The organism is Obesumbacterium proteus (genome assembly GCF_001586165.1).
Classification (GTDB): domain Bacteria; phylum Pseudomonadota; class Gammaproteobacteria; order Enterobacterales; family Enterobacteriaceae; genus Hafnia; species Hafnia protea.
Genome location: NZ_CP014608.1, coordinates 4277188 through 4291937 on the forward strand (window position 1 = coordinate 4277188; position 14750 = coordinate 4291937).

Annotated in this window: 15 protein-coding genes; 1 reads left to right on the forward strand and 14 read right to left on the reverse strand. The window is 45.7% G+C overall.

From position 1 onward, the window contains the following. Positions 1 to 21: 21 nt before the first annotated feature. The 10 genes from DSM2777_RS19905 to DSM2777_RS19950 all read right to left on the reverse strand — a co-directional run bounded on the left by DSM2777_RS19905 (position 22) and on the right by DSM2777_RS19950 (position 8841). Complete coding sequence (locus tag DSM2777_RS19905; protein ID WP_071889950.1) at positions 22 to 3714, reverse strand: TipJ family phage tail tip protein; 3693 nt, start codon at positions 3712 to 3714, stop codon at positions 22 to 24. A gap of 55 nt (positions 3715 to 3769) precedes the next feature. After that, entirely contained in the window at positions 3770 to 4390 is a 621-nt protein-coding gene (locus tag DSM2777_RS19910; RefSeq protein WP_061554969.1) for a tail assembly protein, read from the reverse strand. Continuing rightward, on the reverse strand, positions 4390 to 5121 hold the full coding sequence (locus DSM2777_RS19915) for a C40 family peptidase (protein WP_061554970.1): 732 nt from the start codon (positions 5119 to 5121) through the stop codon (positions 4390 to 4392). The genes DSM2777_RS19910 and DSM2777_RS19915 overlap by 1 nt, the downstream gene beginning before the upstream one ends. Positions 5122 to 5125: 4 nt before the next feature. Further along, positions 5126 to 5881, reverse strand: coding sequence for a phage minor tail protein L (locus tag DSM2777_RS19920; RefSeq protein WP_061554971.1), 756 nt, complete (start codon positions 5879 to 5881; stop codon positions 5126 to 5128). Positions 5882 to 5944: 63 nt separating this feature from the next. Beyond that, entirely contained in the window at positions 5945 to 6286 is a 342-nt protein-coding gene (locus tag DSM2777_RS19925) for a phage tail protein (protein WP_061554972.1), read from the reverse strand. Between the two features lie 63 nt (positions 6287 to 6349). Continuing rightward, entirely contained in the window at positions 6350 to 6637 is a 288-nt protein-coding gene (locus DSM2777_RS19930) for a type II toxin-antitoxin system HicA family toxin (RefSeq protein WP_061554353.1), read from the reverse strand. A gap of 12 nt (positions 6638 to 6649) precedes the next feature. Further along, positions 6650 to 6946 carry a DUF1902 domain-containing protein gene (locus DSM2777_RS19935; protein ID WP_061554352.1) on the reverse strand — a complete coding sequence of 99 codons (297 nt, stop codon included), beginning with the start codon at positions 6944 to 6946 and terminating at the stop codon, positions 6650 to 6652. Between the two features lie 157 nt (positions 6947 to 7103). Further along, positions 7104 to 7955 carry an ORF6N domain-containing protein gene (locus DSM2777_RS19940; protein ID WP_061554973.1) on the reverse strand — a complete coding sequence of 284 codons (852 nt, stop codon included), beginning with the start codon at positions 7953 to 7955 and terminating at the stop codon, positions 7104 to 7106. A gap of 75 nt (positions 7956 to 8030) precedes the next feature. Next, positions 8031 to 8681 carry a BRO-N domain-containing protein gene (locus tag DSM2777_RS23930; protein ID WP_071889953.1) on the reverse strand — a complete coding sequence of 217 codons (651 nt, stop codon included), beginning with the start codon at positions 8679 to 8681 and terminating at the stop codon, positions 8031 to 8033. Then, positions 8671 to 8841 carry an Arc family DNA-binding protein gene (locus DSM2777_RS19950; protein ID WP_156088325.1) on the reverse strand — a complete coding sequence of 57 codons (171 nt, stop codon included), beginning with the start codon at positions 8839 to 8841 and terminating at the stop codon, positions 8671 to 8673. The genes DSM2777_RS23930 and DSM2777_RS19950 overlap by 11 nt, the downstream gene beginning before the upstream one ends. Before the next feature lie 102 nt (positions 8842 to 8943). Here DSM2777_RS19950 and DSM2777_RS25105 point away from each other — a divergent pair, with 102 nt between their 5' ends. After that, positions 8944 to 9240 (forward strand): Arc family DNA-binding protein, encoded by a 297-nt coding sequence (locus tag DSM2777_RS25105; protein WP_269465575.1) that lies wholly within the window; start codon positions 8944 to 8946, stop codon positions 9238 to 9240. Positions 9241 to 9261: 21 nt separating this feature from the next. Here DSM2777_RS25105 and DSM2777_RS19960 read toward each other — a convergent pair whose 3' ends face one another. From DSM2777_RS19960 to DSM2777_RS19975, 4 genes are all read right to left on the reverse strand, one after another. Continuing rightward, positions 9262 to 9696, reverse strand: a complete 435-nt coding sequence (locus DSM2777_RS19960; protein ID WP_061554975.1) for a zinc ribbon domain-containing protein — start codon at positions 9694 to 9696, stop codon at positions 9262 to 9264. A 107-nt stretch (positions 9697 to 9803) separates the two neighbouring features. Next, positions 9804 to 10409: a hypothetical protein gene (locus DSM2777_RS19965; protein ID WP_061554976.1), complete on the reverse strand. Its 606-nt coding sequence runs from the start codon at positions 10407 to 10409 to the stop codon at positions 9804 to 9806. Between the two features lie 62 nt (positions 10410 to 10471). Continuing rightward, the gene (locus tag DSM2777_RS19970) at positions 10472 to 13606 is read right to left on the reverse strand and encodes a phage tail tape measure protein (RefSeq protein ID WP_061554977.1); all 3135 of its coding nucleotides are present in this window, start codon (positions 13604 to 13606) and stop codon (positions 10472 to 10474) included. A 127-nt stretch (positions 13607 to 13733) separates the two neighbouring features. Further along, a complete protein-coding gene (locus DSM2777_RS19975) occupies positions 13734 to 14555 on the reverse strand; it encodes a KilA-N domain-containing protein (RefSeq protein WP_061554342.1) in 822 nt (273 codons plus the stop codon). Positions 14556 to 14750: the final 195 nt, after the last annotated feature.

Genomic DNA, 14750 nt, shown 5'->3' on the forward strand with positions numbered 1-14750 from the left:
CCGCCAATACGGGCTTTTATTTTAAGAATGGAATTGCGTTGCATTGGCTTTAAATGCAAATACGGCCGTTTCTGTTAATGTAACTTTTGAACCCGCTGATGCTTTCCCGTTCACTATTATCTTAATAACAGAATTTACAGCGCCAGCATTAATTACAGCACCAGCTGCAAAAGACCATGAATCCCTGCTTCTCATAATTTTATATACGTCGTATTTTGTTACACCGTTTATTAATATTCTGCATCTTAAAGTAATATCTCCAGAACCGGCAGTTAAATATGTAGTAACCTGCCCTGATGGCACTGAAATATACATAGGGTAATTCATTCCACCTGTATAAATAATCTGAGAGCTAATCTCAAAATCTCGATTATTCCCTGTTATGGATTTAGACGGAATAACTCCAGCCGCCGTAACATCACCGACTATTTTTTCAGCATAAATCGTGCCTTTAAAATACCCATCATTACCATTAATAGTTCCGGTGAATTCCCCACCTGATGCATAGATCGTTCCTCTAACGGTTACACCGCTGAATTCAGCGCTACCGTTTTTATCAATACGCCAGCCAGTCTTACCAGCAACATAATTACTCGACTGAATATAACTTCCTATTTTTGCGTTAGTAATAGATGCATCCTGAATCATTGCGGAAACAATAAAAGTTTGCGAATCTTGAACGAAGAACGGCAACGTATACCCGTTAGTAGCCGGATTTAACACAGCGAACTGATCTGCGCTAGCTAAAATACGTGTGCTCACCGTCCCTGCCGCGTTTACTTCGGCCCCGACTGAAAGCCCAGCTGCATAATATTTACCTTTGTACGTGATCCCGGTACCAATACTATATACAGCGCTCCCCACACCATTCTGATCAAAAATAGTCTGGCCGCGCAGCTGGATTGCTGCCGTATTTTCTCCAACGGTAGAAGTTAAGCCGGTAACTTGGGTTGATATAGCTTCAATATCTGTCGCTACCGTTTCTCGTAACGTGGTTAAATCAGCCTCCGTCTGGTCCGTTTTACTGTTTAGCTTATCAACCGCCGTCGCTCGCGCTTCCGACTCCGTAGCAATGACCTGACGGGTTTCCGTTATTTCCGCTTTACGGTCGCCGTTCTGTACCATCCAGCGGCGCACATCGGCATCATTTGCCAGCGCATTCTGTATTGCAGCATCGGCTGCAGATTGAAGCTGAGCATTCGAATCGACTAGGTTTTTGTCGATCTCTTTGAATGCATCTGACTCCTCAATGCCTTTTTTAACTTCATCAGCAATCCAATCAACATCCGTGCTGGACTCCCCTAAAACCCACTCAATCCAGTCACCCTGATTCCCCGTCTTATCTACCAATCGAGCGCGATAGAAGAAAGACTGTCCTGCTTTCAGGCCCATCTGCTGAAAGCTGCGCTGAGGATACGGAATATCAGATAGAAGCATGGCTCCGTCTTCAGTGTTTTTATCGTTGTACTGAATCTCAGTTTTAAGCGTATCTTCCGCCCCATCGGGAAAATTCCAAGAAAGCTGTATGCCAAAAACTAGCGGATCAGCTTTGAACCCGACAGGCAACGGTGGTTTTCCTTCTTTCCCATTAAGCTGCGTCTCGAGTGATGTGGCCCATGCGGATGATATATCACTGGCATTGATCGCCCGAACACGCACCAGGTACCGCCCAGCGTAAATGCCCGCAACATCAAAACTAGTAACTGAAGAACGCGGCATGCTGATCCAGTTGCCATTGTCCTTGCGCCATTCCGCTTCATAAGCAACGGCGTTAGCCGTGGCATCCCAGCTAGCATGCAGCGTGGTTATTGCAATACCTTGATTAATAACTGAATGGCTAGTGATTTGAATGTTAGCCGGCGGTGCCTGAACACCAGGCGGGATAACCGTGATCGGCCGCTCGTCTATTTTTGCGCCAGTATCGATGCGCGCATATTTGTCTGGATCATGCTCAATGCATGAGATATTGAAAGTATTGTCGTTGTTATCTTCAATGCTGATAACTCGATAAAGCTGAATAGCTAGATCATCAGCTTCTATACCCCATATAGCTTCTGGCTCTGGCGTTTCAGTGTAAGCGATTGAGACTGTTACAACGGCGTCATTTATTGCGGTTATCGTGCGCGCCTGCAATGAGCCTGAAGGCAAGTTGATTTGCAGGCGGTCACCGGCTTTGGCATCCGGTTTGCGGTCTAGCTTTATATTTCGGCCATTTACCGAAGAAATACGCCCGCTATAGACGCGCCCCGAGCGGCGCTGATCCGGCAGTCCAATAATATAGCCAGGCATCGGCAGTTGGCCTTCTAAGCCCGTGGTGAAGCTGGCGGCACCGTCCTTGCTATTGGTTAGAATGGCCCATAATCCACTGCGCCTTGCTTCGCTTTGACGCGTACAACCAATGGCCGATAGTTCAATCTGATTAACGCTATAGCGCCGCATTAATGCCATATCTGAAACAGCTTCGATTTCATCTTGATAATTCGTTACCGGATTTGACCAGCTAATAAGCGCCTGGGTAACGCGATTGCGTTGGCTACCGCCTACATAATTAATTTTTCCCACAATATTTGCATGGGTAAAGTTGCGGAATACATCGCGCGGCATATCGGCAATAACTGAAAGCTGATTATTCATCCATGAAGTCATGCCACGGAAAATGCCGGCCACGTCGCGCAACACGGTAAATGCGTCAGCTTGCGATTGAATATAAACATCGCACATATGACGCGGCTCCACACCATCGCCGCCTCGGCCATCCGGTACCATCTGATCGCAATATTGCGCGATGCGGTAGAGTTCCCACTTATCAACTTGCTCGATAGTCAAACGACGGCCAAGGCCGAAACGCTTTTCAATGATCAAATCAAAGAGAACCCACGCAGGGTTATTGCTTACGGCAAATTTAAAGGTTCCGTCCCAACTGCCGGAATAAGTGCGCATCTTTGGATCGTAGTTAGTCGGAACACGGATCAGGCGCCCATCTGGCCGGCAACTAATTTTAGGGATATTGGCAAAAAGCTTGGAATCAAATTCCACGAATAACAAGGCTGTATTCGGATAACGTAATTTAGCGTCGATCACTTCTGCGATAGCTTCAATCGTGGATTTGCTGGCGATTTTTGCACTCGTAGAATCAGCTGTAAGGCGACGAATGCGCACTTGCCATCCGGTATTAGCCGCAGGTAGATTAATACGATGGCTGCGCTCGTAAAGCGTCGTCGTTTTGCCATCTACCGCAGTTTTCAAAACGGTTTCATAGGCTCCGCCATCTGTCGCCAAATCGATTTCATATTCCACGCGATAACCTATCAAATCACCGTTATCTTTTTGCTGTTGTAGCGCGGGAAAACCAAGGCGAATGCGCACGGCTGATAACTGCGTATTATTGATAGCGCGGATCCACGGCTGAGACTGTTTTAATTCGGTGTTAATCGTGATTTCATTTTCTACGCTTGGGATCCCTTTGATATAGGTCTGCGCCTGCGTACCTGGCCGATATTCCCATGTAACGCCCGGAAAATTATTGCTTCCGTCAGCGTTTATAATTGGCGTTCCATCCAGATAGATATGCTTACCATCCAACGTACCGCCCAGTTCGCCTTCCGCAAGCGCTAAAAGAATCTTTGCGCGGGCAACTGACTGTAGGCTGTCCGGTGATTCTGAAGGCTGGCGACCACTACCGCCTCCGCCTTTGTTACCTTGGATTAATTGCATAATTCCTCGCATAAAAAAAGGCCGCCCGTAGGCAGCCTATTTGATTCTTTTAACGCTATTGCTGATCTTCAGCGTAAATGCCTGCCGAAGCGATGGCACCGCCTATTTCGCGGTTATTGTCTTGCGTATAAAGGACGCCAACGGGATTGCCTTGCGTCGTGGTATTCACTGGCCCGCCGAAGGCGTAAGACGGTTTATTATCTGGACTCTCACGCATTGAAAGGCCTGTTGGTTGTGGTGCTATCATCTGCATAACACCGCCGATAGCCATAGACGCACCAATTAGTGCCGTATTCCATGCCGCAGTGGCACCTATCACACCAAAGCCCACGGGCCCTAATGCAATAGCACCAGCAATTAAAGCCACACCAAGAATAGTCTGAAATACACCTCCGCGCTTACTCCCTGTGATTATTGGAGCTATGCGTATTTCTAGGCTTCCTGAATTATCGGACAGCTCACCTTCACCTATATTCTTCTTTCCTTTAAAGATGGCGTATTCCAAGCCACGTTGGGCGGAGGAATTCATGAAGGACTCAAAGCCTGGGATAATGACTGATAGCGCTTTTACCGCTTCTTTCGGTGTTTTGACCGCAAGCCGATGCACTCGACCAAACGTGCTACCCAAAACACCGTAGAGCCGAATGGTTTTTAATTCTTCATCTAATTCGCTCATCACATCAAATCCTTATATCTAACGATTTTCATCGTGCGTTCGACCCAATAGCCGCCGTACGGAACTCTTTGGCTAAGCTGCCCATACATATGGTGTAATAACATTCCATCCTCAACCAGAATGCCGGCATGGTTCCATTTATCGGCCTGTACCTGCATCATGGCCATATCGCCTTCACGCGTCGGCCCTTCAAATTCACGAAAGCCGCATTCAAACCAGCAATCGTGATAAAAGTTTTCATCGTGTCCGTCTTCCCACCAATGATGCTCTACGCTGTAATTAGGCAATTCAATATCATGATTCATGCGGAAGTAATCGCGAATTAAAGACCAGCAATCAGCATGGCCCAAATCGAATTGCCGGCCAACGAGCGGCCGATCTCCGCGCGGGTAAATCGTTCTTATATCGCCTTCCGGCCATGACGCTATAACCCATGGCAACTTGGTTTCATCACATAGATTTTTGTCGCGTTCCGATGCTTGCGTGGTGGCGTCAGGATGGCTATGCACAATAGCGGTAACTGTTCCCCAATCTTCGGCCGTGGCGTAGTCCTCCGGCGCCAGAATGAATCCGTATTCGGGGCCTTCTTTTTTTTTCTCATTCGATGGAAGGATATTGCGGCAAGGAAAATAACGCTCTACGCGGGATTTTTGGGCAACTACGCCGCAGCACTCCAGCGGGTAAGCCTGTTTGGCGTGGGCCATGATGGCCGCTAACGTTTTATCTTGCATTGGTCTATCTCCGAATCAAAGAGCTACCAGGAAAACCACCGAAATCTAATTCGGCCATTTCTCCAAAACGTAATTTACAAGATGATAAACAACCTGAGCATGCATCTTGGCTGGGATCGTCCGTTGGTTTATCGTCCATGGTAAACATGCCGTTTTGTCCCGCATATGAGCAGCCAATACCGGTGCGGTATTCGTTATTCATGGCCCATTGGCAAAGCGAGTGAATTTGTCGGGTAGGAATGCGCAGGCCTTGTAAGTCGATCGGGCTACTTAACGTAAATTCGACTTGTTCGTCGTTTTCACCGCTTCGGCTATCGATGAAGAAAACCTGCGTAAATTCTTGTTCTGGATCGGCTTCGGGATTACCTTCTGGAAAATTGCGCGCATCTAAATAATGTTTGAATGTTTCGTGAACGGTCACTTTCGCTTGAACCATATCTTGATAAGCAATGCACATAGCGCCGATCGTGCCGTCTAAGTTTGCTACTGTTAATTTAGGCTCTGCCGCTGTTCCATCTGTCGAATATGAAAGGCCGGAAAGCTCACACGGCCACGCGCCATATTCTTTACCCTGCCACCATATCGACTTCGCTTTTAATTTCGACTCGTCCCCGCCGGCTGCCGCGATTTCCTCCGGTGAATGGGAAATAGTGTCATTATGAAAGCGCAGGATCCCTGCGTTGAATGCTTCACCATCAACTTCAATAAGTCGAATGCGGTTACCGGGTTCAAGCTTTTGAACGTCGCTAGTAATTGCCATGATTACCCCATAAAAAAAGGCTATCCGAAGATAGCCCTTTGTTTTGTTTTCTATTAATGCGCCTTACGGTGCGTATGCTTGCTCAAACGTGGCCGATACCATCATTGTTTTGCCGCCCACTGGCGTTGCCCTGATAGAGTCACTAGCAATGCGATATAACCCCTGTCTGCCGTATGGCGATGTCCAGATGAAGGACTTAATCACATGGCGCCGAACGAAGGAAAGGATCGGGAGCATTTCACTTTCTAAGCCACTGAAGCTTAAAGGCCAGCTTTGTTGCTCTGGGTTAATACCATCGGCGGCTACTTGCTCGTAACCATCGCCAAACTTGACCGTTCTAACGCGCTGACTAAAAGAGCCTTCCGGCTGTCCCTGCGTTCGCCATGTGAATGTTTCTAAGGCCATTTGACGTTCTCCAGTCGTAAAAAAACCCGCACGAGGCAGGTTTATGGGAATTAGCATTTAAATCTATTCGCTTGCTTCTAAGCCTAGCTCGCTAAGTGTTGCATCACCTCGGCATAGGGCGTGGAATTTTCTAGCGTTAACACCAGATTGATTTGCCATCGACTTTATCAGATCCCTTGAGAAGGGTGAGTGGTGCTTGTCGACTGTGACTACATATTTTTTTCTTTCTTTTACCGCAACCCATTGCTCATGAGATGTTCCCTTTTTGGGTTTCATCTCAAAGCCAAGCAACCTTAATCCATAAATTACTTCATCATATTTTAGTGGCGTGAGTTTCTTTACAAAAAACATAGTAGTGAGCCACTAAGATGGAATGTTGCATGGTTCATTGAACAATTTCCCATTCTTTTGAGAAAAGAACATTCGGAACCATACAGAAAAGTATTTCACCCATAGTGAAACTGGTGCTTTTCTCTTGTTCAGTAGGTCGATAGTGAATTCGGGCTCTGAAATAGCCTCTTCTACAAAGTCAGTGATTTGCGACTCGAGCTTGCTCATCGCCTCTTGAATTGTATCCGCTTGAGCGGCAAGGGAGAGATCTAAGCAAACGGCAACATAGACGCCATCCTGACGGTACGCCATGCAACGTAAGTACTTCATACAATCTCCATAATTAACCTTTGGTTTACGTAAAGAGTATAACCAAGGCTATACCATTACTACAAGTATTACTGTATTTGACGCGGTATTCGCTGTGGGATTTAAGAAAAACCCGCACTTAGCGGGTTAGGGTAGGAGCCTACACTTTTTTTGTAGGTCAGATTCCGATCGTAGCCAGCAATTTACCAAATTGTGAATTATAAAAATGCGGCTGAGTTTCGCGAGGGTTGCGATCGCTCGTTACATTCTTTCCAAACCGCAATCCGGATTCAGTAATATTCCAGAATTCCTTTTCCCCACCTTTGCTACTAGCACGCTTCATCTTCTGAATAATTCCATTTTTCTGAAGTAACTTATTAACTGATGCGGCAGATAAGCTAACGCCTGATGCCTTAAGCAAATGCGTTAAAGAGAAGGTTACCTCACTAGAGCCTCCTTCATTGGGTGCATCAATCCCATAGCTAGGTAGAGTATCTGGAACTCCATAGTGTTCAAAAGTCTTACGTAGCATTTGTAACTTGCCAGTCTGCGGCAAATTTAGCATTCGAGCAGCAGACTCGTTAAGCATCATGTGCATTTGAACTTTTGCCGAAGCATCACCATGACTAAGCATATGCTGCACAGGATGAAAATATGCCGTCTCCATCTGCTCAAAAAAATCCCAAGCCTCATCGGTATCAATGATCTTGGACATGCGAGCTGCGCCCTTTTCTGTCCATAGTGTTAGGCTGGGTGCTCGTTTATTAACTACATCAATATCGTTGATGTAGTTCTTGAATGACTTTAGCTCCTCACCATCCAACTTGAAAATATGCACCCCTTCAACAAAACGCCCTTTATTGTTAAGAAGGTTATTTCTGATATTGTTTACTTCAGTGTTATACCCACGCGCCAGTGTCTCAGTAGTAACCACCCGAACCCCATTCCATTCAATTACTGGAAAAGTATCAGGATCGACAGTGGGCAAATAGTTTGCTAGATTTACAGCAGTTGATGTTGATTGTTGCATATATGACTCCAATCATTAGTTGATGTAAGCCGCCAGCTGTAACTGGCGGTTTTTCTTTATGCGCCATCGCATAAATCAGTGAGTTGGCTTGCTTTTCTCCGCTCTCTCAAGTCCAAGGTGTATCCCATAAGTTAATGAACCCAGAGATTTGAGGTGATCAACCAACTCGGCCGCTACAGGCGAGTTTATAGCCCTCAGTGCTGGGTCTAGCTGATGACACCATGCTTCGTAGATAAACTTAAAATGCTTGCGAGCAACTGTCATATTCTTTGAATGCATCTCAAAATCGAAAGCTGGGTTAACGTTCCCCTGTTCTACTTCGCGATCCAGAATATCCAGCACCCAGCGGCGGAACTCTTTGGCAACAGTGGTGCGTGAAAACATCCCCATTAGATGTGCGCCGCGAAGTGAGAAAACCCGAGAATCCTGTACTCCACCGGGGGTGGTCACTTTAACCACCCCTGTCATATTCACTGTAAATTCATCTGCATGTTTGCGATAAAGACGGTGGATTGCTTTATCATCAGAGTACCCAAGCGCTTCACCAACTTCTGCGGCTGTCAGCCAGATTTGCCCTGCCATCTCCATGTAGGAGAAGTTGGTATTGTGGAAAGTTAATTCTTTGTTCTGTATACTGTTCATGTCGGTTTTCTCGCAATGATTGCTGACGTTAGAAACCCCGTTCGTGTTCGCGCACTGCGGGGTTTCGCTATTTTTACTGACCATCCGCCCTTTCCTCTCTCAGGCAACGAGCCAAACGCTGCACAATCGCAGAGTTAATTGAAATACCATCCATCTCTGCCATGCGGCGGATCTCTTCTTTCATGCGTTCAGGTAAACGAAGCATGAATTTCTCACTTTTATTTTGGGTATAAAGCATATCCACATGCATCTCCTCTTATAGTGTCACAGTGACATGATGTCATCATGACTCAATTTACCAATGCTGTCAACGTGCTATCATTACTCCCCTTAATGGGAGTATTCTATGTCTGAAAAAAACGTAAGAGACTATGACAAGTTCATGCTTCGCCTGCCTGAAGGGATGCGTGATGCTATAGCCGAAAGAGCGAAAGCTAATGGCAGATCGATGAACTCAGAAATTGTCCAAATATTGGATGATGCCTTGAACGATAAGACTGGGGTTGATTCATTCGCTTTTTTGATGGCAAAAATGGCGACATGGTATGAAGGAATGGCTCCAGTATTAGAGCAGATAAAAAATATGGATGATGCCCAACTTAAAAAGTTCGTTGATGATATGGAAAACAAAAAGCCCACCTAGTGGGCCTTATTCGTTCCGTAGTTAGTTTCGATACAAAACTATTGATGTAATGATTGCTGCGAACACTACCAATACTAGAATAATTGGATACTTCATGTTCACGCCATCAAGTCGGCTATTTTTCACCTCACCTTGAGTGTCGGGCTCATTCGGTTTAATCGGCACGAGATCGCTGCCACAGTGCTTGCATTTAATGGCTTCGGCGCTTACTAATTCAGCGCATTTGGGGCATTTTATACGGCTATACGATAGCTTTAGTCGCTCTCCAAATATTGCGACTAGCAAACCGCATAAAGTAATAAAGCCGCCAATAATTATATTATTTTGTTTTGTTGCTAGTAGTCCGATGTTGTTAACTCTATAGCCACCATTAACTACCACGCTTACGTCCATGAGTAAGGCCGCAACCGCCCATACCAAGCCAATACCTATAACAATAAAGCCGAGAATCCTCACAATCACCACCTCTCACAAATGATATATAGCTGCATGGTAGCAGAGATAGAGTTAGGTATGCTGCTAACAACAAAAAGCCCACCTAGTGGGCTTCTTTCAATTTATTGTCATAAACCATCAGAAATGACTTTATTTGTCTCTTTTTGTATCTCTTCATTTGCTTTTGAGTAAAGTAATGATTCGTAACTTATTACCATATCACCCTCCCCTCTCTTCCATCCTCTTAACAACACGGATATAGATGTGTCTTTTTTGGGCTCGAAAAATGATGCTCTTGCTCCACACCCTTGATATTTCAAACATTGATAGAATTCATCCGTTTCTTTATAAACTTCCCTTCCTGTGTACTCATAACTTTTAGGTTTACCATATTTACCTTGCAATACATTTTTATACTTTTTATATAGCTCCAATCCCTCAGACCCATACGCATCACTTGAAATATCTTTAACCAATACCACCTTTACAAGGCCATATTTATCATCAACAAACCCATATACTTTATTAAATTCAGCTGAGTTGATTGGGGTTTTATTTATCTCATAGAACTTGAGTCTAGAGTGTTCTGCTTCATCTAAGGATGCTGAATATTCATTTTTTAGCACATCACCACTAGTTCCCCAAACCAACCCAAGAGGCGCGGGGATATCTTCGTCAGCAAATGCGGTAAAAGATATCAGTATCAATAAAATCCCCACAAACTTTTTATTCATGACGTAACTCCATGTTAAACGGTGGTAACATCCTATCACCACCATTTATCGAAGTAACTATTCTACCTTTTGTTTTGGGCCATCCAAATCAACCCACCTGGCCGCAAAGCCTTCGATATGCCATCCCTTACCGAAGTGTCTATTACCTGCTGATAAGCTTTGCCTAGCACATCGCTGTTGCCTCCTTGCTGTTGCTGGCCTCCTTCGCTATTAACGACTACGGATGTTTGAATGATAGGCCCGCTGGTGCTTCCTCCACCTTGTAGCCCCAACATCGGAGCGCGGCCAGTTGATGCTCCGCCCACTAACCCGCCATTAGCATAGCCACGCATCAGCGCGTAAAGATTATCCGTCCCGATCCGGCTCGTTGATTCCTTGGTGAAAACAAACTCGCCACCGTGGACAATCCCTTTTGGCTCATACTTGCCGCCATCCCCCGTATAGCCACCAGCATCGAACTTCGGCGGCATAGGGATCCCTTTTGTTCCATCATTTAAGCCAGTTGATGAAAAAGAAGCGCCTCCGCTCATCCACCCTAACGCTGATTGAATCGCATAAGCCACAAGCAACTGATTAATAACCTGCAAAATCATTTTTAGGATTGAAGTTCCAAATTCCTTAATGTTTGCTTTGCCGGTACTCGCTAAATCCGTTGCCATATCTGAAAGGCTTTGCATTGTGGTTTGGCCGATTTGAGCCGTTGCCTGAAAGACATTTAGCGAGTTTTCGGCAAACTGATTGATGCCAAGATTTAAGCCAGAAATCCAATCCGATTCGCGCGCGTCTTCATCCCTAAAACCTTCATGCAACTTGTCACGCGCCCTTACATACTCTGCGGCGATTTTTTCTAGCTGAGCCGCATCGGTAATACCATCTAGTGATTTGTTGTAGGTCTTATTTAGCTGCGATTCTTGCGCTTCACGCTGCGTTCCCTTCGTGGTTTTCCCGAAACTCTTCTCCGCTTGCTTATTACGCTCTTCAATCTCTTTAGCGTAATCGCTCATCGTCTTCATAGCCTTTACGGCTTTATCGCGCTGCGCGTTCTCCTTGGCGATATTTGCTTCAAGCTGAAGGCTTGCGCGGATTTCGCTTTCACGCGAAAGCAAAGACTTTTGATCGGCGGTTAGAATGGATTTGTTTTTCAGGTCTGCAATCTGCTGATTAAATTCAAGCAAGCGGCTTTCTTGCTGCGTCATTTTGTCAGTGATTGAAGATTGCCCACGTAAAACAGCTAGCCGCTGTTGGCTGGCCGCTAATTCCTTCGTAGCGGCATCATCCGTGATCGCCTTGACGGCCTTTGGCTTTTTGGTTTTTCGATCCTGCTCTTCTTTAAACCTTGCATTTTCCCTGATTAGCGCTTCACTTTTTGTCGCTTCTGATGCGCTACTATTCTTTATTTGAAGAATAGTTCTTTGATGCTTTTCCTGTGCGTTTTCATATTCACGCTTCCATTTCTGATCTGCATCAAATCTTTGTTTTTGCGCCTCCTCTTCATCTTGATTTTGTTTTTTTATCCCTGCGGCATAAGCTTCTGAATATGATTGCTCACTAAGTTCCTTAAGTGATTTTCGTAAAGCTTCAACTCTATTTTTTTGCTCTGATAATTGCCGACCTGCTTGCTGACTTCCAAGCGCCGAACTTTCGCGCCCAAATCCATAACCAGTTGTATCAACTGGCTTTTGCCTTTCTGCATCCCTGAGATTTTTCTCTGCTATTTCTAACTGTCGTCTTGTTGATTCAACTCGTTCATTTAATGATGATTCTCTACCAATATTTAACATTGAATCCCAAGCGTCGGAAGCTGCGCCTTTTATAGAATTCCATGCTGTTTCTATTGTCCCAAGATTATGTTTTATTTCCGCCGATCTAACTCTTAAGGTATTGGAATATGCATCCATAGCCACGCTTGCGGCTTCAGTTGCTCTGCCTTGTTCAGAAAGTGAAGATATTTGCTCTAACTGCGTAGCGGTCAGGAAGTGCAATTGCTTATCTAAATCCTGAGCGGCACGCAGTGGATCTTCTTTCAATCGCTTGAAGTTCTCTATCGTGGCATCTACTGATTGGCCAGTGGCTTTCTCCATCGCCAGCGCTGCACGCGTAACGCTCTCGAGCTGGGACGAACTGAAAGCACCTGAACCAGCAACCTTAGCCAGTGCCGCCGCTGCTGCGCCCTGCGTTCCGCCTGATTTGGCTATCGTTTTAGCCATTTCATTAAGGCGATCAGTTGTCACGCCAGCATAGTTTCCGGTTAGGATTAGCTGTTTATTGAACTCTTGGCTTTCTTGTGAGCCTTGGTAGTAGGCTGTAGCCAATGCTACGGCGCCAGTTGCAAGCCCACCCACCAATAATCGCATTGGTGTTAACTGAGAGATAAGAGCCTTGGCTGCATTACCCATACCGCCGAAAGAATCTTTAATCTGCCCACCCTGCTGTATAGCTACCATATAGATAGGCATACCAGATGCGAGTGACGTTACAACGTCGGTTATCTGCATAGGGAGTTGGCGCATTGCTTGGCGGTATTGTCCTGCCGAGATGGTGCCTTTCTTCCAAGCGTCCTCTTGCTGCTTAAGGCTTGCAATGAATGGTGCGGCTTCTTTCGTGGCGCCCAGCTGCGCGGCACGATAGGCCATAATTTCGGAATTGGTTTTTCCTTGCGTTTCGGCTTGTTCACGCAATCGACTAATAAAAGATTCTTTCGCCACGGTGGCGACTTTATCAGCCTGCGCAGCTTCCTTGGCGGCTTTCCCTGCGGCTGAGCTCTCATAAACTGATCGCTCTAAAGCTGATGTTAGGTTATCGATACCTTTAACACTGGCGGCGTAATCTGACGGGTCGATAAGCTTTTGTCGCAAGCCTTCGCGTAGTTTGTCTGACATTGCCGCCAAGTTGTCGAATGCCACGCCAACCGGATCAACCCGCCCACGAATAGCGACTAACTCGCGCTGTAAACCTTGAAGCTCTTTCGTTGTTCCTTCGTAAGATCGGCGGGTTTGCTCTCTCACTGCGGCACCGGCTGCAAACGCGGCGTTTACATCTTTTATTTTTGCCGATGTTTGCGCGTTTGAATCATTCAGGCTATCGGCTGCCGTTGCCGCTTTATTGCCGGAAGCTGCGAATTTATCTAATTCGTTGGTAGCACGTTCTAGGCTACTGGTATCTGCTACTAGTGAAATCTTGCCAATTTCATCGGCCATATAGCCCTCACAATTTATTTATCCTATAAAAAAGACCTCACTTAGGTGAGGCCTTGTTAATTTTGTAAACAGGTTAAGCGCCATGGTGAAATTAGCGTTCCATCTTGGATTTTTAGATTTAAATGAGTCATGCCGCTGACGATGGATAAATAAGCTTAAGTTGCCCTTTCACCCCATATGCTGCGGTACATCTGGCCTCAAAATCTTTGTAGTCTACACAGCCACTTGCAAGAGCCGTCACCGACATCAGTTGATACTCTACTGCGGCCAATAATTCAGGCTTAAGGAATTGGTGAATTTTCTCTCGGCCGTTTGTTTTACCTTTCACAGAGTCGTAAACAACATCTGGGAGCGCTACCCCATACACCCAATCAGCGGTAATTTTCCCAAATAATGCAGGGCATCCGCCAATGTGACCGTTATATGGAAGCCGCGTTAATTTGGATAGTGCTGAATAGAATGGAGCTTTAAACCTCTTCTCCCATGTAGTTGCCTCTTGATGGGTAAGGAGTTCAATAATTTGCTTGTCGGTGTAGCTAATTACCTGCCCACGAATGATTAAGTCAATTTGCTCGTCACACCAAATTTCAAAATCTACTGAAAGCCACCGTGCGAACCGTATCGCTAACTTTGGATGAATCCATGTTCCACCCTGAGGTCCAGTCTTGGTACTTACTAGACCACTACTCTTTACTAGCCTCAGAACCTTTGCCCTTGCCGAAGCAGAAGATGTATCTAACTCTCTGATTTCATTAATTTCTGTCAGAAAGCCAGATTTACCAAATAACTTCTTACTCAATGCAGACATGTATTCAAGTGCGTCGATCTGCCTAAGCCATGCGGTTGGCTCTTTATTAAATTTTTCCGCCACATCAGTAGCGTTAATCCAGCCCTCATCATTGAAGCGAATGCGGAGACCGTCATAATTTAAAGGGATAACATCGCTCATCGTATTTACCTTTCTGTGGTGCGAGCCTGTTCGCGTAGATATGGGCGGCCGAGAGCGGAACGATGAAATCCACCGCCCTATCTCAGACTCACACTACGGAAAGCTCTCATTGGGATATGCGCACGCGAATGCGCAGGAAATGCATATAAAAAACCTCACTGAAGTGAGGCCTTATTGTTTTTTGTCTGGTTTCTT